Here is a 19533-nt window from a genome sequence, read left to right on the forward strand (position 1 = left end):
GGCGCCGGTAGCCTCTTGGCCGTGTCCGTGTCCTCGTCCAGTTCCCAGGTGCCGGAAAGCCCGGTGAAAGCGGTCCCCGCGCCGCCCCGCCCGGCGCGCATCGACCCGGTCCCGCTGGCGACGCTGCTCGCCAGGGCGGACGCTCGCCTGATCGCGGAGAGCCCCGACGCGGCCGAGCTCACCGTCACCGGGACCACGCTGCGCGCGCAGCACGTGCTGCCCGGCGACCTCTTCGCCGCCCTCCCGGGCGCCCGCGCCCACGGCGCCGACTTCAGCGACCAGGCCGTCGCCGCCGGGGCCGTCGCGGTGCTCACCGACGCCGCCGGCGCCGAGCGGCCCGCCCTGCGCGACGCCGGCGTCCCGATCCTGGTGCACGCCGACCCGCGCGCCGCCCTCGGCGAGATCGCCGCCTGGATCTACGGCGAGCCGTCCCTCAGGCTGGCCGTCCTCGGTGTCACCGGCACCTCCGGCAAGACCACGACGTCCTATCTGGTCGACGCCGGCCTGCAGGCCGCGGGCCTGACCACCGGCCTGATCGGCACGGTCGAGACCCGGATCGCGGGCGAACGCCTGGTCAGCGGCTTCACCACGCCGGAGGCGCCGGACCTGCAGGCGCTGCTCGCGGTGATGCTCGAACGCGGCGTCACGCACGTGCCGATGGAGGTCTCCAGCCACGCGCTCGCGCTGGGCCGGGTCAACGGCACCCGGTTCGCGGTCGGCGCGTTCACCAACCTCTCCCAGGACCACCTGGACTTCCACAAGGACATGCAGGAGTACTTCGCCGCGAAGTCGCTGCTGTTCGACGGCCGCTCGACGCACGAGGTCGTCGTGGTCGACAGTGCGTGGGGCCAGGCGCTGCTCACGCCGCAGACGATCACCGTGACCACGGACCCGGGCACCGACGCCGCGTGGAAGGCCACCGACCTGCAGGCCACCCCGCACGGCGAGCAGACGTTCACCCTGCACGGCCCGGGCGGCGTCAGCGCACCCGCCCGGATCCCGCTGCCCGGCGAGTTCAACGTGGCCAATGCCGTGCTCGCGGCGGCCATCCTCAGCACCGCTGGCGTGTCCCTGGAGCACATCGTCACCGGGCTCGCCGAGGTGCAGGTGCCGGGCCGGATGGAGCGCGTGTACGTCGGCCAGGAGTTCACCGCCGTCGTCGACTACGCCCACAAGCCGGCCGCGGTCGCCCAGGGCCTGGACGCGCTGCGGGCCCGCACCGAAGGCCGGATCATCACCGTGCTCGGCTGCGGCGGCGACCGCGACACCGCCAAGCGCCCGATGATGGGCGAGGCGGCGGCCCGCCGCAGCGACGTCCTGATCGTCACCGACGACAACCCGCGCTCCGAGGACCCGGCGGCGATCCGCGCCGCCATGCTCGCCGGCGCCCGCGCGGTCGGCCCCGCCGAGGGCGGCGAGGTCGTCGAGATCGGCGACCGCCGCGAGGCCATCGCGCGCGCCGTCGCGCTGGCCGAGCCGGGCGACATCGTCTTCGTCGCCGGCAAGGGGCACGAATCCGGCCAGGAGGCCGGTGGTGTCGTGCACCCGTTCTCCGACCGCGACGAGCTGGCCGCGGCCATCCGCAACAAACTCGAGGTGAGTGTGTGATCGTGCTCAGCCTGGCCGAGATCGCCGACGTCGTCGGCGGCCGGCTGCACCGCGCCGACCCGGGCGTGCAGGTGACCGGCACCGTGGAGTTCGACACCCGGAAGCTCACGCCCGGCGGCCTGTTCGCCGCGCTGCCGGGGGAAAAGGTCGACGGCCACGACTTCGCCGCGCAGGCCGTCGAGGCCGGCGCGGTGGCCGTGCTGGCCGCCCGTGAGGTCGATGCGCCCGCGATCGTGGTCCCGCCGCTGCCCGCGGGCGAGGCCCACGAGCGGTCGGTCGCGCTGACCGGCGACAAGGACGGCTCCGGCGCCGCCGTGCTGGCCGCGCTGGCCAAGCTCGCCCGGTTCGTCGTGCAGCGCCTGGCCGAGGGCAACCTGACCGTCGTGGGCGTCACCGGCTCCTCCGGCAAGACGTCGACGAAGGACCTGATCGCGCAGCTGCTGGAGCCGCTGGGCCCGACGGTCGCGCCGCCGGGGTCGTTCAACAACGAGCTGGGCCACCCCTGGACGGCGTTGCGTGCCGACGCCGAGACCCGCCACCTGGTGCTGGAGCTGTCCGCGCGCGGGCCCGGGCACATCGCCCACCTCGCCGAGATCGCCCCGCCGCGGATCGGCGCGGTGCTCAACGTCGGCAGCGCGCACGTCGGCGAGTTCGGCTCCCGCGAGGGCATCGCGAAGACCAAGGGTGAGCTGGTCGAGGCCCTGCCCGAGGACGGCGTCGCGGTGCTCAACCTCGACGACCCGCTGGTCGCGGCCATGGCGAGCCGCACGAAGGCCCGCGTGGTGTTCTTCGGCGAAAGCGCGTCCGCGCAGGTCCGGGCCGAGCACATCACCCTCGACGACCAGGCCCGCGCGGCCTTCCGGCTGGTCACCCCGGCCGGCGAGGCCGACGTGCGGCTGCCGCTGCACGGCGAGCACCACGTCAGCAACGCCCTCGCCGCTGCCGCGATCGCCCTGGAGCTGGGATCCACCCCGGCCGAGGTCGCCGCGCGGCTGTCGGCCGTCGAGCGGCGCTCGGCGCGGCGGATGGAGGTCGTCACCCGCGAAGACGGCGTCACGATCCTCAACGACTCCTTCAACGCCAACCCGGAGTCGATGCGGGCCGGCCTCAAGGCCCTCGCGGCGATGACCCGGGACACCGGGCGCCGGTCCTGGGCCGTCCTCGGCGTGATGGGCGAGCTGGGCGCGGACTCGGTCACCGCCCACGACGAGATCGGCAGGCTCGTCGTCCGGCTCAACATCGCGAAGCTCGTCGTGATCGGGCCCGAGGCGGCGGCGATGCACCAGGGCGCGTTCCAGGAGGGCTCCTGGGGCGAGGAGTCGGCTCTGGTACCCGACGTCGAGGCCGCGATCGCCCTGCTGCATGATCAGCTGCGCCCCGGGGACGTGGTGCTGGTCAAGGCCTCCAAGGCCGCCGGTCTCTGGCGGGTCGCCGAGGCCCTCCTCGAACCCCGGGAAACCGACAACTCCGAGAATCGCTCGAACGGTGGTGACGCGTGATCAGCATCCTGATCGCGGCCGCGGCGGGCCTGCTGATCTCCATCCTGCTCACGCCCTACCTGATCCGGGTCTTCTCCCGGCAGGGCTTCGGCCAGGAGATCCGCGAGGAAGGCCCCCAGGGACACAAGTCCAAGCGCGGTACCCCGACCATGGGCGGGGTCGCGATCATCATCGCGATGGTCGTCGGGTACTTCGCCGCGCACCTGATCAACTGGATGTTCAACTCCCGCAGCGGCGCGCCGACGGCGTCGGGGCTGCTCGTCCTGATGCTCGCGGTCGGCCTGGGGATCGTCGGGTTCCTCGACGACTTCATCAAGATCCGCAAGCAGCGCAACCTGGGGCTGAACAAGACCGCGAAGCTGGTCGGCCAGCTGGTGGTCACGGTCGCGTTCGCGGTGCTGGTGCTGAACTTCCCGAACGAGCACGGCATCACGCCGGCGTCGGAGAGCCTCTCCTACGTGCGCGACCTCGCGCTGATCACCTTCCCGTCGGTGATCTTCGTGATCTTCTGCTACATCGTCATCTCCGGCTGGTCGAACGCGGTGAACTTCACCGACGGCCTCGACGGCCTGGCCGGTGGCGCGGCGGCGATGGTGCTGGCCACCTACGTGGTCATCTCGTTCTGGCAGGAGCGGCTGTCCTGCGCCAACGGCCCGGCCCCCGCCTGCTACGACGTCCGCGACCCGCTGGACCTGGCCGTGGTCGCCGCCGCGGCGACCGGCGCCTGCGTCGGGTTCCTCTGGTGGAACGCGGCCCCGGCGAAGATCTTCATGGGCGACACCGGCTCGCTTGCCCTCGGCGGCCTGGTCGCCGGGCTCTCCATGACCACCCGCACCGAGCTGCTCGCCATCGTCATCGGCGGCCTGTTCATGGTCGAGATGATTTCGGTGGTCGCGCAGATCGCGGTGTTCCGGACGACCCGGCGACGGCTGTTCCGGATGGCGCCGTTCCACCACCACTTCGAGCTCGCCGGCTGGGCCGAAACCACGGTGATCATCCGGTTCTGGCTGCTCTCGGCGATCTGCTGCATGTTCGGGCTCGGCCTGTTCTACAGCGAGCAGCTGGGCCTCGGCGGCTGATCGTGGACATCGCTGGCCGTCACGTTCTCGTCGCCGGGGCCGGGGTCACCGGCAAGTCGGTGGTGCCGGTGCTGGTCGAGCTGGGGGCGCGCGTCACCGTCACCGACGGCAACGCCGAGCGCCTGGCCGAGCTGGACGGCCTCGGCGCCGAGCTGGTGCCCGGGCTGACCGAACCGCCTGAGGGAACAGCACTCGTCGTCACCAGCCCCGGCTGGCGGCCGACATCGCCGCTGCTCGTGGCCGCCGCCGAGGCGGGCGTCGAGGTCATCGGCGACGTCGAGCTGGCCTGGCGGGTCGGGCAGCTGCGCGAGCACCCGCCGGCCTGGCTGGTGGTGACTGGCACGAACGGCAAGACGACCACCGCCGGCATGCTCGAGTCCATCCTCAAGTCGGCCGGCGCCAACGCCGTGGCCTGCGGGAACATCGGGTACGCGGCGCTCGACGCGGTCCGCGCCGGGTACGACGTGCTGGCCGTGGAGCTGTCGAGCTTCCAGCTGCACTGGTCCTCGACACTGGCGCCGGACGCGGCCGTGGTGCTGAACCTGGCCGAGGACCACATCGACTGGCACGGCTCGATGGAGGAGTACGCGGCCGCCAAGGGCCGGGTGTACGCCCGCGCCAAGGTCGCCGTGCACAACGCCGACGACGACTGGTCCACCCGGATCGCCGCCGAGCACGCGCCCGAGAGCGCCCGGCGCGTCGGCTTCCAGCTCGACACCCCGCGCGCCGGTGAACTGGGCGTGGTCGAGGACCTGCTGGTCGACCGCGCCTTCGTCGCCGACCCGGCGAACAGCGCCGAGGAGCTGGCGACGCTGTCGGACGTCCGTCCCGCGGGCCCGCACAACGTCGCCAACGCGCTCGCCGCGGCCGCGCTGGCCCGCGCCCACGGCGTCACGGCCGACGCCGTGCTGAAGGGCCTGCGCGAGTACCAGCCCGCCCCGCACCGGGCCGCCGAGGTGGCCGAGGTGGCCGGCGTGCGGTACGTCAACGACTCGAAGGCGACCAACCCGCACGCGGCCGCCGGGTCCCTGCGCGCGCACGAGAGCATCGTGTGGATCGCCGGGGGCCAGCTCAAGGGCGCCTCGGTCGACGAGCTGGTGAGCAGCATCGCAGGCCGCCTGCGCGGAGTTGTGCTACTCGGCGTCGATTCACCCGTGATCGCCGCCGCGGTTGCGCGACACGCGCCGGATGTCCCGGTGAACAGCCTCCGTCCGGGTGACGATGAACCCATGACTGCGGCGGTGAGTGCGGCCAGCGCGATGGCCCGGCCCGGTGACGTGGTGCTGCTGGCACCCGCCGCGGCGTCGTTGGACATGTTCCCGAACTACGGCGCGCGCGGCGACGCGTTCGCCGCGGCGGTGCATGTCCTCCGCGACGACGCAGCGGGGGAGCCGAGTGACGACAGCTGAAAACAAGACCGAAGCACCGCCGAAGCGGCCGCGCCGCGAGCGCAAGGAGAGCGGCTTCGTCGCCGTCCGGACCGCGCTGACCGCGTGGCTTTCGCGGCCGCTGGCGTCGTTCCACCTGGTGCTCGCCCTCACCGGCGTGCTCACCGTGATCGGCATCGTCATGGTGCTCTCGGCGTCGTCGGTCGCCTCCTACAACCCGAAGACCGGCAGCGGCGTGTACTCGCTGTTCGTCAAGCACCTGGTCTTCGTCGCCCTCGGGTCGGTCGTGTTCTGGCTGGGCCTGCGGGTGAAGCTGGAGCGGATCCGGCGGATGTCGGCCACCGCGACGGTGATCTGCCTCGGCCTGCTGGTGCTCGTGCTGACCCCGCTCGGCTCGACGGTCAACGGCTCGCAGGGCTGGTTCAAGATCGGCGAGTTCACCTTCCAGCCGGTCGAGGCCGCGAAGGTCGCGCTGGCCTTCTGGGGCGCGCACATCCTGGTGATCAAGTACAACGTGATCCACCAGTGGCGGCACCTGCTGGTGCCCGTGGTGCCGATCGCGCTGCTGATGTTCGCCCTGGTCATGCTGCAGCCCGACCTCGGCGGCACGGTCACCCTCGCCGTCGTCCTGCTGGCCCTGCTGTGGTTCGCCGGCGCGCCGAAACGGCTGTTCGGCGTCATCCTGGCCGGCGGCCTGGCCGGGGTGCTCGTGCTCGCGCTCATCGCGCCCTACCGGCTCGCCCGCGTGATGTCGTTCCTCTCGCCGGACGCCGACGTCAGCGCCGAGGGCTTCCAGGCCAACCAGGCCAAGCTCGCGCTGGCCGACGGCGGGTTCCTCGGCAAGGGCCTCGGCCAGGGCACGTCCAACTGGGGCTACCTGCCGAACGTGCAGAACGACTTCATCTTCGCCCTGATCGGCGAGGAACTCGGGCTGATCGGCTGCGTCGTCGTGCTCGCCCTCTTCGGCGGGGTCGCCGTCGTGGGCCTGCGGATCGCCACCCGCAACATCGACCCGTGGATCCGGATCGTCTCCGGCACGCTGACGGTGTTCCTGGTCGCCCAGGCCGGCATCAACATCGGGTACGTCGTCGGCCTGCTGCCGGTCACCGGTGTCACGCTGCCGCTGATCTCCTACGGCGGCACGTCGCTGGTGATCACCATGCTCATCATGGGCGTGCTCGCGAACGCCGCCCGGCACGAACCGGAGGCGGTGGCCGCACTGCGCACACAGGGGCCGGGTAAATTCGGACGCCTGCTGCGGCTGCCCGCGCCCGACCCGTACCGCCCGCCCGCCACGCGCAAGGGGGCGGGGCGGCCCGGGGCGAAGGCGGCCCGGCCGGCGCCCCGTGCGGCCCGGCCCGCCCCGGCACAGGAACGACGCAGGTCGGTCCGCGAACCGGTGCGCCGCAGCGCGGCACGGACGAGCACGGCCACGTCTCGCGGCGGGGCCGCGCGGACAACAGCGAGCCGTGGTACCCGGAGTACCGCGAACCGGAGAGGTCATAGGTGAGCAAGCCCGTCAAGGGAACCGAGCGGTCGGCCGCGCGCAGAGCGCCCGTGGTGGTGGTCGCCGGAGGTGGCACCGCAGGACACATCGAACCCGCCCTCGCCCTGGCCGACGCCGTCATGCGGCTGCGACCGGACGCGAAGGTCGTCGCGCTCGGCACCGAGCGCGGCCTGGAGAACAAGCTCGTCCCGGCCCGCGGCTACCCCCTGGAGCTGATCCCGCCGGTGCCGCTGCCGCGCAAGCCGACCCCGGAGCTGGTCCGGCTGCCGCTGAAGGTCCGCGACTCGGTCCGCAAGACCCGCGAGGTGCTGGAGCGCGTCGGCGCGGACGTCGTCGTCGGCTTCGGCGGGTACGTCGCCCTGCCGGCCTACCTGGCCGCCCGCGGGCGCGTCCCGATCGTCGTGCACGAGGCCAACAAGTCGGCCGGCCTGGCGAACAAGGTGGGCGCGCGGTTCGCCCGCCGGGTGGCGGTCGCCGTCCCGGGGACGCCGCTGCCGAAGGCCGAGGTGGTCGGGATCCCGCTGCGGCGCTCGATCACGTCGCTGGACCGGGCCGCGCTGCGGGCCGAAGCCCGCGAGCACTTCGGGCTGGACCCCGACGCGCCGACCCTGCTGGTGTTCGGCGGTTCGCAGGGTGCCCAGTCGATCAACGCCGCGGTGTCCGGCGCGGCCAAGGACCTGGCCGACGCCGGCGTCGGCGTGCTGCACGCGCACGGGCCGAAGAACACGCTGGTCGTGCAGGAGTTCCCGGGCAAGCCGGCGTACGTGCCGGTGCCGTACCTGGAGCGGATGGACCTGGCCTACGCCGCCGCGGACGTCGCGATCTGCCGGTCCGGTGCGATGACCGTCGCCGAGGTGACCTCGGTCGGGCTGCCCGCGGTGTTCGTCCCGCTGCCGATCGGCAACGGCGAGCAGGCGTCCAACGGCCGTCCCGCCGTCGACGCGGGCGCCGCGCTGATGGTCGAGGACGCCGACCTGAGCCCGGCCAAGGTCGCCGAGCTGGTCGTCCCGCTGGTCACCGACGCCGACCGCGTCGCGAAGATGAGCGCGGCGGCGGTCGGCATGGGTCACCGCGAGGCCGACGAGACCCTGGCCCGCATCGTTTTGGAGGCCGCTGGTGCCTGAGTTGCCTGAAGAACTCCGCCGGGCGCACCTGATCGGGATCGGCGGGGCCGGCATGTCCGGCATCGCGCGGATCCTGCTGGCGCGCGGGGCTTTCGTGTCGGGTTCGGACGCCAAGGAGTCGCGCGCGCTGCTGTCGCTGCGGGCCCAGGGCGCGGAGCTGTTCGTCGGCCAGTCCGCTTCGAACCTTTCGGCGCTGTCCGAGCCGCCGTCCGCGGTGGTCGTCTCGACGGCGATCAAGGAGACCAACCCCGAGCTGGCCGCGGCACGGGCCGCGGGCATCCCGGTGCTGCACCGGGCGCAGGCGCTGGCCGGGCTGATGGCAGGCCACCGCGTCGCCTGCATCGCGGGCACGCACGGCAAGACGTCGACGACGTCGATGCTGACCGTGGCCCTGCAGCACTGCCGGCTCGACCCGTCGTTCGCCATCGGCGGCGACCTCAACGAGTCCGGCGCCAACGCCCACCACGGCGAAGGCGGGCTCTTCGTCGCCGAGGCCGACGAGAGCGACGGCTCGTTCCTGACGTATTCGCCGTCGGTCGCGGTCGTGACGAACGTCGAGCCGGACCACCTGGACCACCACGGCACGGCCGAGGCGTACACGAAGGTCTTCAGCGACTTCGTCGGCCGGATCGAGCCGGGCGGGCTGCTCATCGTCTGCGGTGACGACGAGGGTGCCGAAGCGCTCGGCGACGAGGCCGAGAAGCGCGGGCTCCGGGTGCAGCGGTACGGGCGCGAGGTCGGCGGCGTCGACGACGTCCGGATCACGTCCTACGAGCCGCTGCCCGACGGCGGGATCGTGCGGATCGCGCTGCGGGGCGAGCCGGTCGACGTCCGGGTCGCCGTGCCGGGCGAGCACATGGCGCTGAACGCGGTCGCGGCCCTGCTGGCCGGGCTCGAGCTCGGCGCGCCGGTGCCCGGCCTGGTGGCCGGGCTCGCGGCCTTCGGCGGCGTCCGGCGGCGGTTCGAGTTCAAGGGCCGGGCCGGCGACGTCCGCGTCTACGACGACTACGCCCACCACCCGACCGAGGTGGCTGCGCAGCTGCGCGCGGTGCGCACGGCGGCCGGGTCCGGCCGGGTCGTCGTGGTGTTCCAGCCGCACCTGTACTCGCGGACCAAGACGTTCTCGGCCGAGTTCGCGGCCGCCCTGTCGCTGGCGGACGAGGTCGTCGTGCTGGACGTCTACGGTGCGCGCGAAGAGCCCGAGCCGGGCGTCACCGGTGCGCTGATCGCGGACCAGGTGACCGCGCCGGTGCACTACGAACCGGCGTTCGACGTCGCCGCGCCGCTGGCCGCGGGGCTGGCGAAGCCCGGCGACCTGGTGGTGACCATGGGGGCGGGCGACGTCACGCAGCTGGGCCCGGAGATCCTCGCCGAGCTGGACAAGCGCTGAGGCCATGAGTCCGACCAGGGAACGCCGTCCTTCGGAAGAAGACGCACCGGATCGGGCGACCCTGGCCCGGCAACGGCGCGGGCGGCGCTCCGAGGAGGAGCGCCGCCGGACTCGCGTCGCCGCGCGGCCTTCGCCGCGCAACCGGCCCAACCGGCAGGTGGAGATCCGCCGCCGGTGGGTTGCGCTGCTGACCGTGCTGACTGTCGTGGCCGCGGTGTACCTGCTGTTCTTCAGCTCCATGCTGGGGGTGCAGGACGTCGCGGTCACCGGCTCGCGCACGGTGTCCGCCGACCAGATCCGCACGGTGGCGGCGGTGCCGGCCGACAAGCCGATGCTGCGCCTGAGCACGGACGAGATCCGCGACCGGGTGGCGGCGATGCCGGGCATCGCGACGGTCGAGGTGTCCCGGTCGTGGCCGAACACGGTCGAGATCACGGTGACCGAGCGCACGGCGATCGCGTTCTTCGACAGCGGCCCGGGCGGCGACGGCGTCCACCTCGTCGACGGCGGCGGCGTGGTGTTCAAGACGGTGCCGTCCCGGCCGCCGGGCCTGCCCGAGCTGAAGCTGCCGAAGGTGTCGGCGGACGACCCGGTGACCCGTGCGGTGACGGCGGTGCTCGGGGTGATCCCGGAGCAGCTGCTGAAGCAGGTCACGACGGCGACGGCGAAGACGCCGGCGAGCGTGGAGTTCACGCTGGCCAGCGGGAAGATCGTGCGCTGGGGGACGCCGGAGCAGACCGACCGCAAGGCCAAGGTCCTGGCGGCCCTGCTGACCCAGGACGGCAAGGTCTACGACGTCGCGGCGCCCGAGCTGCCCACCATCACCTCCTGAAATCCGGTTTTTCGTGGCCACCGGCTTCTCGTATGCCGTACGATCTCGTACGGCATACGAGAACGAGGAGGGTGCTCATGACGATCCTGGTGACGGGTGCGACCGGCAGTGTCGGCCGGCTCGTGGTCGACGAACTGCTGGCGGCCGGGGTGCCGGTGCGGGCGCTGACCGTCGACCCGGAACGCGCGAACCTGCCGGCCGAGACGGAGGTGGTCGTCGGCTCGCTGGCGAAGCCGTCGACGCTGCCGGTCGCGCTGAAGGGCGTCTCGGCGGTGTACCTGGCGCCGATGGCGCGGACCGTCCGGCGGTTCTGCGAGCTGGCGTCGGAAGCCGGCGTCGAGCGGGTGGTCGCCCTGTCGGGCAGCAGCGTCGGCGACGACCACGAGGGGTCCAGCGGCCACGAGTACGCCGCCGTCGAGACCGCCGTCCGGGACGCCGGGTTCGCCTGGACGTTCCTGCGGCCCGGCGTGTTCATGAACAACACGCTCGACTGGGCGCCCATGGTCCGGGCGGGCGAGGTGGCGACGGCCTACGGCAACGCGACGCAGACGCCCATCGACCTCGGCGACATCGCGGCCGTGGCGGCCCGGGTGCTGACGACCGGCGGGCACGTCGGCGTCACGTACGTCCTCAGTGGACCGGAGGCGATCAGCCTGCGCGGCCAGGTGGAAACCCTGGCCGCGGTGCTGGGCATGGAGATCCGGTTCCGCGAGCTGACTCCGGTGGAGCAGCGCGCGCAGTGGATCGGTTACGGAGTCCCGGAATCGGCCGTCGGCTGGCTGCTCGAGGGCTTCGCCGAGACCCTTCGGCACCCGCAGGTGCCGACCGGCGTCGTCGAGGAGCTGCTGGGCCGCCCGGGGACGACGTACGCGGCGTGGGTGGCCGCGCGGCGGGAGGTGTTCGCCTAGGCGGGCTGCTCGACCGGCTCCCGCGTTCCGGTCCGCTCCGCGCCGATCCCGGCCGCCACGACGAACACCACGCCCGCCGCCGCGCCGGCGTCCGGTACCTGGTGGAGCACGACGAACCCGATCGTCAGGGCGATGGCCGGTTCCAGGCTCATCAGCGTCCCGAACGCGGGGGCGGTCAGCCGCCGCAGCGCGAGCATTTCGAGCGCGAACGGCACCACCGGCAGCAGCACCGCGAGCCCGAGGCCGGTCAGCAGCAGCGGCCAGGTCAGGTGCCCGGCCACGTCCGGTCCGTACACGAGGGTGGCGACGAGGCCCGCCACCGGCATCGACACCGCGAGCCCGCGCACACCCGCCACCTCGTCGCCGACCCGCTGCGTCAGCAGGATGTAGGCGGCCCAGCAGACCGCGGAGGCGAGCGCGAAGCCGACGCCCGCGAGGTCCGCGCCACCCCGCCAGGGCTGGGTCAGCAGGAGCACGCCGATCGCGGCGAGGACGGGCCACAGCCGCTTGCCGCCGCGGCCCCGCGTGACGGCGACGGTCAGCGGGCCGAGGAACTCCAGGGCACTCGCCGTGCCCAGCGGCAACCGGGCGACGGCTTCCATGAACAGCATGGTCATCCCTGCCGTGACCACGCCCAGTCCGCAGCAGGCCAGGAAGGTGCTCCGCCGGAACGACGACGGCCGCGGCCGGACCACGACGAGCAGCAGCACCCCGGCCCACGCCAGGCGCAGCCACGCCGCTCCTTCGGGACCGACCTGGTCGAACAGGCCGACCGACACGGCGAGACCGAGCTGGACGCAAAGCATGGCGGCGACGGCGAGGGACGCTCCGGCGCGGGACGAAGAGGGCACGCGTCCAGCAAAGCCGACCGCAACCGTTCGTGTCCACGTGGCAATCATGGACATACCGTTCACGATTCGTGGACAATGGCGGGGTGGACACTCGCCGGCTCCGGTTCCTTCTCGAGCTGTCCCGCCACGGCTCGATGCGGGCGGTGGCGGACGTGCTCGGCACGACGACGTCCACGGTGTCGCAGCAGATCGCGGTGCTGGCGCGGGAAACCGGCGTGCCCCTGCTCGAACCGGACGGCCGGCGCGTGCGGCTGACCCCCGCGGGACGGCGGCTGGCCGAGCACGCCGTGACGATCCTCGCCGCCGTGGAGGCCGCGCGCGCCGACCTCGACCCCGGCGCCGAGCCGGCCGGCACCGTGCGGGTCGCCGGGTTCGCCACGGCCGTCCGGCGCTCGGTGCTCCCGGCTGCGGCCGCGCTCGCCGCGCACCACCCGAGCGTCGAACTGCGGATCAGCGAGTACGAACCGCACGAGGCCTTCGCCGCGCTGCTGGCCGACGACATCGACCTCGCCCTCACCTACGACTACGACCTCGCGCCGGCCAGTGTGGACTCGGCGCTCACGGCGAGTCCATTGTGGACTTCGTGGTGGGGGCTCGCGGTCCCGGCTCTCGACGCTCTTCGGGTGCGGGGCGACGGGACGCTGGCGGTCTTCGAGGCGTTCCGCGGCCACGGCTGGATCGTCAACTCCCGCAACAGCGCCGACGAGGACGTGGTCCGCCGGCTGGCGGCGATGGCGGGGTTCACGCCGGTCGTGACGCACCGCGCGGACAGCCTGGAGCTGGTCGAGGACCTCATCGCGACCGGCCCGGCCCCCGCGGTCGGCCTGCTGCCGGCGGGCCGGGCGGTGAAAGCGGGGGTCGCGCTGCTCCCGCTCGCCGGCCCGGACGTGCGGCAGCGCGCGTTCGCCTGCACCCGCCGCGGGCGGGAGGCGTGGCCACCGCTGGCGCTGGTGCTCGGGCTGCTGGCGCGCTAGACCCGCGTGCGGGTCATCCCGGCCAGGCCGAGCAGCGGGAGCACGCCGGCGAACACCACGACCGCCGTCCAGCCGCCGAGGTGGTAGGCGACCGAGCCCGCCTGCGAGCCGATCGCGCCGCCGATGAAGAACGTGCCCAGGTAGACGCTGTTGATGCGGGCGCGGGCCGACGGGTCGAGCTGGTAGATCGTGTGCTGCCCGACCACGAGCGTGGTCTGCACGGCCATGTCGACGGCGATCGCGGCGATCGCCAGCAGGACGACGCTGTGCGCGCCGAACCCGGCGAGCGCGAAAGCCGCGGCGCAGAGCACGAAGGCGCCCGCGGTGAGCGGCCGGCTGTGGCCGTGGTCGGCCCACCGCCCGGCCAGCGGCGCGACCGCGGCACCGGCGGCGCCGGCCAGCGCGAAGAGGCCCACGCCGAGCTGGGAGTAGTTGAACGGGGGCGCGGTGAGGACGAAGGCGATGGTCGTCCAGAAGGCGCTGAAGGCCCCGAACATCGCCGACTGGTAGAGCGCGCGGTGCCGCAGGGCGGGGTGCTTGCGCGCCATGGCGAAGGTGGAGCGGAGCAGCTGCCCGTAGGGGACGTCGGTCTTGGGCGCGCGGGGCGGCAGGATGAAGCGCAGCACGAGGGCGAGCGCGGCCATCGCCCCCGCCGAGATCAGGAAGACGACCCGCCAGCCGGTGACCTCGGCGAGGAAGCTGGCGACCACCCGCGAGAGCAGGATGCCGAAGAGCAGCCCGCTGACCACGCGCCCGACGATCCGCCCCCGGATGGCATCGGGCGAGATGTCGGCGGCGAACGGGATGAGGATCTGCACGACGACCGACGTGGCCCCGACCGCGAGCGACGCGATCAGCAGGACGGCGAACCCGGGCGCGACCCCGGTGACGACGAGCCCGGCGCAGGCGACGGCGAGCAGCGTCGCGACGAGCCCGCGGTTCTCGAGCCGGTCACCGAGCGGAACGAGCAGCAGCATCCCGGCGGCGTACCCGATCTGGGTGGCGGTGACAACGCCCCCGGCGGCGGCCTCGCCGACCCCGAAGGTCCCTCGCAGCTCGGCGAGCAGCGGCTGGGCGTAGTAGAGGTTGGCGACGGTCAGTCCACAGGAGACGGCCAGCAGCAGCACGAGCCACCCGGGCGGGGCCTTCTGCTCGGTCTCGGTCATGCGTGCCCCCTCTGGAACCGGTTTGATCGGTTCCCGACGGTACCAGTCAAACCGGTTCCGGCGTACTGTGACCCGTATGACGGAGAGATTCCGCGCCGGAGCGGGCCGCCTGTGCCTGGACTTCATCCGCACGCTGCGGTACCGGGGAACGCCGGCGGAGACGGAGGAGCTGCCGGACGAGCGGGCGTGGGGGGCTTGGGTCGACCAGTTCGGGCCGTTCTCGTCGCCGGTCGTACCGGGGTCGTCTCGTGACGCTCGGGCTGTGCGTGAGGCGGTGTATGAGCTGGTGACCGGTTCGCTGCGGCCGGCGTCGCGGCAGCGGTTGAACCGGTTCGCGGCGTCGCCGGTGCCGGCGCCTTCTCTGGCTGTGTCGGGTGAGTTGCGTTGGCAGGCTGCGGATCCTGGGTCTTCGATGCTGGCTTTGGTGGCCCGGGACGCGTTGGATCTGGTGACGTCGCCGGAGTTTTCGCGGGTGCGGCGGTGCGCGGGGGAGCGGTGCGGGGCGTTGTTCCTGGACACGTCCCGCCCGGGGACGCGGCGGTGGTGCTCGATGGAGGTGTGCGGGAACCAGGCGAAGAAGTCGACATATCGAGCCAAGGCGACGGCTCCCTGAGGCGGGCTTATGCGAAGACGCGATTGAACGTGCCGTGACCTTGTGGGTGCGCAGAGTGCTGGCTACCGTGGCGAACATGGACCTCGTCGAGGAGGCATTGCGTGCGCTTGGGCGCTGAGTGGGCGAGGTACTTCGACGAGTTCAGGGTGTCGGCGTTCCGGCTCGAGACACGGCAGGTCTACGCGATACCGGCCGAGCAGGCCAACGTCGAACTGTTCCTGGCCGGTGGTGACCGCCCTGCCGGCCACAATGCCTCATGGCGTGGCCGTATTGCGAAGATCATCGCGTCCGGTCGAACCGTTCAGCGCGCCAAACTGGTCCGCAGTCCGTTGACCGATTATCTCCGCTACCAGCGTGCGTGGGGAATTCCGGGAAACATCGCGGCCGGCGAGGACTACCGGATGGTCGACATCACGGAGGGCGGTTGGGGGCTGCCCGATCAGGACTTCTGGCTTTTCGACGAGGTGACGGTGGTGCATCTCGACTACAATCCCGACGGAACATTCATCGGCGCCGAGTTGGTTGAGGGAGCCGATCCGGCGCAGTACCGTCATTGGCGAGATTCAGCTCTGAGTCACGGGGTGCCGTTTGGCGAATGGGATGCTGGAGCCGGGCCGGCAGGATGAACAGCGCGCGACCCTGGCGGAGTTGCTGCGCGAACTGCGGCAGGCTGCTGGTCTCTCGGGTGAGAGACTCGCTGCACGGTGTGCGATGAGCCAGGCGAAGATCAGCCGCATCGAGACGGGCAAGATCCTCCCGTCTGTGGTCGACGTCGAACAGATCGTCGCCGCGCTGGCCGTTCCGGCCGATGCCGCCGAAAAGCTCGTGGCGCTGGCCCGGGTCGCGAACGTCGGGTACACGTCGTGGCGGTCGCTGGCGCGCACCGGGCTGTGGCGTGGTCAGCTCGAGATCAAGGCGCTGCACGAGTCCTCGCAGGTGGTCCGGCAGTTTCTGCCCGCGATCCCCAGTGGCCTGCTGCAGACGCCGGACTACGCGCGGCAGGTGCTCACCTCGACCGTCAGGGGGCGGCCGGAGCGTGATGTCGGCAAGATGCTCGAAGCGCGGTTGTCCTGGCAGCGGGTGCTGGAGGAATCGGAGCGGCAGTTCGAGTTCGTGTTGACCGAGCAGGCGGTCCGCTGGCGGCGAGCGTCGCCGTCGGTGATGGTCGGCCAGTCGGCGAACCTCGCTGCACTGAGCGAGCGGAAGAACATCGACCTCTCGGTCGTCCCGCAGGCGGGTGAAATCCGGGCATCTCCGTTGAACCTCTTCGTGATCTACGACGAGCGGCTGGTCACGGTCGAGCTGTTCTCCGGCACTGTTGCATTGCGTGATCCGCGGGACATCGGTTATCACCTCGAGTTGTTCGAGTTCTTCCGGTCGCATGCCCTGAGAGGTGAAAAAGCAACCGATTTCCTTCGATCGGTCGCCGAAGATTTCAGTCGGGAAATCGAATAATCTGTCTATGCGTGTACGCGAGTGGTAGTGGAATTGTCTTGAAGGCAATGCCACGATTCTCGTATGGAAAACATCACTCGCACCTGTGGTGACTGCAGGGGGAAGGGCTGCGGAAGCTGCGATGGCACCGGCACGATCACCATTGTCGAAGACTGACCCGCTTCTCCGCCCCGGCCTCATTCCCGACGAATTCCGGACCGGAACCAGAACTCAGACCTTCTACCGTGCCCCGTACCCCACCGAAGGCCCACAGGAAACCAAAGATCCCGCCGGAAACCGTGCCTGGCTTTTCATGTACGCCCACTTCGTCTTCCGCTGGCCCGAAGGCGCATCGGCCGTCCACGTCAGCCACGGCACGATCGACGGTCCCAGCATGCCCCTCTGGGGCGACGTCAAGATCGCCGGCCGGTGGTCCGGCGTGGTCCTCGCCGGGTTCGGGCGTACCTGGGTCGATGGTCACCTCGCCAAGTTCTCCCGATGAACCGGCACCACCCCGGAACTGTCGGACCCCTCTGGCAGAGTCCTGCCCATGACCGAACGACCCCAGCGCCCCGAGGTCCCGCTCACCGGCGGCGAACGGGACATCCTCACCACCATGCTCGACCACCACCGCGCCACCGTCGCGTGGAAAGCCGGCGGGCTCACCGTCGAGCAATCCCGGCAGGTGCACCTGCCGAGCGAACTGATGACCGTCGCCGGTCTCGTCGCTCACCTCACCCTGAACGAATGGTTCTGGTTCGGCGTCGTCGTCGACGGTGAAGAAGACACCTGGGAAGAGAAACTCGAGCAGGACCCGGACGCCGAGTTCCGGGTCCCGGCCGGGACCACCGTGGAACAGCTCCTCGCCGACTACGAAAAGCAATGTGCCCGCAGCCGGGAGATCATCGCAAACCGCAGCTTCGACGACGAAGTCACGCACAAGGACGAGACCTTCAACGTCCGCTGGGTCCTCACGCACATGATCGAGGAGACCGCGCGGCACGCCGGGCACCTCGACGTGCTGCGCGAGCTCACCGACGGGCTTACCGGGGAGTGACCTTCTTCGGCGGCAACGGGAAGAACCCGCTGGTGCGCTCGACGTAGTGCGCGTACGCCGGGCGGGTGCGGGCCATTCCCTTCTCCAGCATGGGTTTGCCCGTCCCGCGGGCCAGCGTGAACGTCATCGCCACGGGGGACAGCACCGTCGCCGCGCCTGGCCAGGTCGAACACGCCAGCAGGTACAGGCCCCACCACACGCATGCGTCGCCGAAGTAGTTCGGGTGGCGGGTGTACCTCCACAGCCCGGTGTCCAGCACCTTGCCCTTCGACGTCGGGTCGGCCTTGAAGCGGCGTAGCTGGTCGTCGCCGATCGTCTCGAACGCGAAACCCACCGCCCACACCGCGATGCCGAGCCAGCCGAGGATGCCGATGCCCGTGCCGTCCACCGCGAACTGCACCGGCAGCGACACGAAGTACAGCACCACCGCCTGGAACAGGTACACCCGGACGAACATCTTCAGCCGCCCGTGGCCCATCCGCGCGTACCGCGGGTCCTCGGGCAGCTTGTGGTTGCGTAGGTGCAGGTGCACCGAAAGGCGCACGCCCCACACGACCGTCAGGAGGACCACCACGAGCCGCAGCGACAGCGGGCCGTCGCCGAACGGGAAGGCCACGAGCGCGACGATCGCGAACCCGAGCCCCCAGAACGTGTCGATCGTGTCATACCGCTTGCGCGCCAGCGCGATCCCGAACGTCACCGCGACCGCCACCAGCGTGACGGCGGCCGTGACCAGCAGCTGCGGCATCAGCACCACTCCCGCGTCGCCGGCATCCCGGACCGGCCGTGCTCATCGGGCCGCACGGCCAGGATCTGGTCCACACCCATCCGGTTCTCCTCGAACGCCAGCGCCCCGCCCACCAGGTACAGCCGCCAGACCCGCGCGCCCGTCTCGCCGATCAGCGCGACGACGTCGGCCCAGTTCTCCTCCAGGGTGGCGGCCCAGGCCCGGACCGTCCAGACGTAGTGCTCCCGCATCGCGTGCACGTCCCGGACCTCGAACCCGGCCGACTCCAGGTGGTCCAGCGTCCGGCCCACCGGGCGCATGGTCATGTCCGGCGCGATGTAACGCTCGATGAACGCGCCGCCGCCCGGCGCCACGTGCCCGCGCGACATCTGCTGGAGCAGCACGCGCCCGCCCGGCTTCACCATGCGGTGCAGCGTCGCCGCGTACGCCGGGTAGTTGACCTCGCCGACGTGCTCGCCCATCTCGATCGACGCCACCGCGTCGAACGGCGCGTCCGGCAGCTCGCGGTAGTCCTGGCGGCGGACCTCGACGCGGTCCTCGAGGTCGTGCTGGGCGAGCCGGGCGCGGACGTGCTGCAGCTGCTCCGCCGACAGCGTGATCCCGACGGCCTCGACGCCGTGGTGCTTGGCCGCGTGGACCAGCAGCGAACCCCAGCCGCAGCCGACGTCGAGCAGCCGCATGCCCGGCCGCAGCCCCAGCTTGCGGCAAATCAGCTCCAGCTTGTCGTACTGCGCCTGTTCGAGGCTCTGGGACTCCGTGGTGAAGTACGCGCTGGAGTAGGCCATGGACTCGTCGAGCAGCAGCTGGTAGAACGCGTTGCCCAGGTCGTAGTGGTGCGCGATGGCCGACCGGTCGCGCAGCAGGCTGTGCAGCTTCCCGGACAGCCGGGCCTCCTCGGCGGGCGGCTTCGGCGGCAGCCCCGCGACACCGAGCCGGGCGGCCAGCGCGACGGCCTCCGCCCAGTCGCGCGGCTTGAGGTCGACCCGGTTGAGCTCCCCCGTGCGGGTGAGGGCCCAGATCCGGCGGAAGCCGTCGGCGAGGTCGCCCTCGACGTCGAGGTCGCCGGTGACGTAGGCGCGGGCGAGCCCCAGCTCGCCGGGCGCGTAGAGCAGGCGGCGCAGGGCGCGGCGGTTGCGGAGCACGACGACCGGGGCGTCTTCCGGGCCGGCGCGGGTGCCGTCCCAGGTGCGGAGGCCGACGGGGAGTGGCCCGCCGAGAAGCTTCTCGGCGAACGAAGCGAGACGGTGCGCGGTGGTGTTCGGCATGCCCGGGATTCGCTCTCCCGGCCACGGTGGATTGGTGGCCGCCGGTGTCGCGAATGACTCATTCGGGACCTCCGACGTCCCGAATGAGTC

Annotated in this window: 19 protein-coding genes; 15 read left to right on the forward strand and 4 right to left on the reverse strand. The window is 71.9% G+C overall.

The features are described 5' to 3' along the window. The first annotated feature begins 63 nt into the window (after window positions 1-63). From OO60_RS29720 to OO60_RS29760, 9 genes are all read left to right on the forward strand, one after another. Window positions 64-1608 carry a UDP-N-acetylmuramoyl-L-alanyl-D-glutamate--2,6-diaminopimelate ligase gene (locus OO60_RS29720; RefSeq protein ID WP_081911276.1) on the forward strand — a complete coding sequence of 515 codons (1545 nt, stop codon included), beginning with the start codon at window positions 64-66 and terminating at the stop codon, window positions 1606-1608. Continuing rightward, entirely contained in the window at window positions 1605-3107 is a 1503-nt protein-coding gene (locus OO60_RS29725) for a UDP-N-acetylmuramoyl-tripeptide--D-alanyl-D-alanine ligase (protein WP_003055640.1), read from the forward strand. Before OO60_RS29720 ends, OO60_RS29725 begins: the two co-directional genes overlap by 4 nt. After that, entirely contained in the window at window positions 3104-4186 is a 1083-nt protein-coding gene (gene mraY / locus OO60_RS29730) for a phospho-N-acetylmuramoyl-pentapeptide-transferase (protein WP_003055643.1), read from the forward strand. Before OO60_RS29725 ends, mraY begins: the two co-directional genes overlap by 4 nt. A gap of 2 nt (window positions 4187-4188) precedes the next feature. Beyond that, window positions 4189-5595 (forward strand): UDP-N-acetylmuramoyl-L-alanine--D-glutamate ligase, encoded by a 1407-nt coding sequence (gene murD / locus OO60_RS29735; protein ID WP_033262566.1) that lies wholly within the window; start codon window positions 4189-4191, stop codon window positions 5593-5595. Beyond that, window positions 5582-7084, forward strand: coding sequence for a putative lipid II flippase FtsW (ftsW, locus tag OO60_RS29740; RefSeq protein WP_003055649.1), 1503 nt, complete (start codon window positions 5582-5584; stop codon window positions 7082-7084). The genes murD and ftsW overlap by 14 nt, the downstream gene beginning before the upstream one ends. Next, window positions 7081-8205: an undecaprenyldiphospho-muramoylpentapeptide beta-N-acetylglucosaminyltransferase gene (gene murG, locus OO60_RS29745; protein ID WP_003055651.1), complete on the forward strand. Its 1125-nt coding sequence runs from the start codon at window positions 7081-7083 to the stop codon at window positions 8203-8205. Before ftsW ends, murG begins: the two co-directional genes overlap by 4 nt. After that, window positions 8198-9595 carry a UDP-N-acetylmuramate--L-alanine ligase gene (gene murC / locus OO60_RS29750; protein ID WP_003055653.1) on the forward strand — a complete coding sequence of 466 codons (1398 nt, stop codon included), beginning with the start codon at window positions 8198-8200 and terminating at the stop codon, window positions 9593-9595. The genes murG and murC overlap by 8 nt, the downstream gene beginning before the upstream one ends. Window positions 9596-9599: 4 nt before the next feature. Continuing rightward, window positions 9600-10427: a cell division protein FtsQ/DivIB gene (locus tag OO60_RS29755; RefSeq protein WP_033262567.1), complete on the forward strand. Its 828-nt coding sequence runs from the start codon at window positions 9600-9602 to the stop codon at window positions 10425-10427. Between the two features lie 77 nt (window positions 10428-10504). Then, entirely contained in the window at window positions 10505-11335 is an 831-nt protein-coding gene (locus tag OO60_RS29760; protein WP_003055659.1) for an SDR family oxidoreductase, read from the forward strand. On the opposite strand, the gene OO60_RS29765 is transcribed toward OO60_RS29760, so the two are convergent. Continuing rightward, window positions 11332-12186 (reverse strand): EamA family transporter, encoded by an 855-nt coding sequence (locus tag OO60_RS29765; protein ID WP_033262568.1) that lies wholly within the window; start codon window positions 12184-12186, stop codon window positions 11332-11334. The two genes, OO60_RS29760 and OO60_RS29765, sit on opposite strands and share 4 nt — an antisense overlap. Window positions 12187-12269: 83 nt before the next feature. Between OO60_RS29765 and OO60_RS29770 the strand changes: the two genes are divergently transcribed. Further along, a complete protein-coding gene (locus tag OO60_RS29770; RefSeq protein WP_033262569.1) occupies window positions 12270-13160 on the forward strand; it encodes a LysR family transcriptional regulator in 891 nt (296 codons plus the stop codon). Here OO60_RS29770 and OO60_RS29775 read toward each other — a convergent pair. Continuing rightward, window positions 13157-14326, reverse strand: coding sequence for an MFS transporter (locus OO60_RS29775; protein ID WP_033262570.1), 1170 nt, complete (start codon window positions 14324-14326; stop codon window positions 13157-13159). The genes OO60_RS29770 and OO60_RS29775 overlap by 4 nt on opposite strands. A 76-nt stretch (window positions 14327-14402) precedes the next feature. Here OO60_RS29775 and OO60_RS29780 point away from each other — a divergent pair, with 76 nt between their 5' ends. The 5 genes from OO60_RS29780 (at window position 14403) to OO60_RS29805 (ending at window position 17430) form a co-directional block, all read left to right on the forward strand. Continuing rightward, window positions 14403-14939: a CGNR zinc finger domain-containing protein gene (locus OO60_RS29780; RefSeq protein WP_004559075.1), complete on the forward strand. Its 537-nt coding sequence runs from the start codon at window positions 14403-14405 to the stop codon at window positions 14937-14939. A gap of 101 nt (window positions 14940-15040) precedes the next feature. Beyond that, on the forward strand, window positions 15041-15565 hold the full coding sequence (locus tag OO60_RS29785) for a DUF6879 family protein (protein ID WP_004559074.1): 525 nt from the start codon (window positions 15041-15043) through the stop codon (window positions 15563-15565). Next, window positions 15540-16394: a helix-turn-helix domain-containing protein gene (locus OO60_RS29795; protein WP_081656016.1), complete on the forward strand. Its 855-nt coding sequence runs from the start codon at window positions 15540-15542 to the stop codon at window positions 16392-16394. Before OO60_RS29785 ends, OO60_RS29795 begins: the two co-directional genes overlap by 26 nt. A 292-nt stretch (window positions 16395-16686) precedes the next feature. Next, window positions 16687-16875, forward strand: coding sequence for a hypothetical protein (locus OO60_RS29800; RefSeq protein ID WP_004559072.1), 189 nt, complete (start codon window positions 16687-16689; stop codon window positions 16873-16875). 48 nt (window positions 16876-16923) lie between these two features. Next, window positions 16924-17430: a DinB family protein gene (locus OO60_RS29805; RefSeq protein WP_004559071.1), complete on the forward strand. Its 507-nt coding sequence runs from the start codon at window positions 16924-16926 to the stop codon at window positions 17428-17430. Here the strand turns inward: OO60_RS29805 and OO60_RS29810 are convergent. Together OO60_RS29810 and OO60_RS29815 are read right to left on the reverse strand one after the other, a co-directional pair. Continuing rightward, entirely contained in the window at window positions 17417-18178 is a 762-nt protein-coding gene (locus OO60_RS29810) for a DUF1295 domain-containing protein (protein WP_205624252.1), read from the reverse strand. The genes OO60_RS29805 and OO60_RS29810 overlap by 14 nt on opposite strands. After that, on the reverse strand, window positions 18178-19443 hold the full coding sequence (locus OO60_RS29815; protein ID WP_004559069.1) for an SAM-dependent methyltransferase: 1266 nt from the start codon (window positions 19441-19443) through the stop codon (window positions 18178-18180). Before OO60_RS29815 ends, OO60_RS29810 begins: the two co-directional genes overlap by 1 nt. Between the last annotated feature and the right edge of the window lie 90 nt (window positions 19444-19533).

The organism is Amycolatopsis vancoresmycina (genome assembly GCF_000716785.1).
GTDB lineage: Bacteria > Actinomycetota > Actinomycetes > Mycobacteriales > Pseudonocardiaceae > Amycolatopsis > Amycolatopsis vancoresmycina.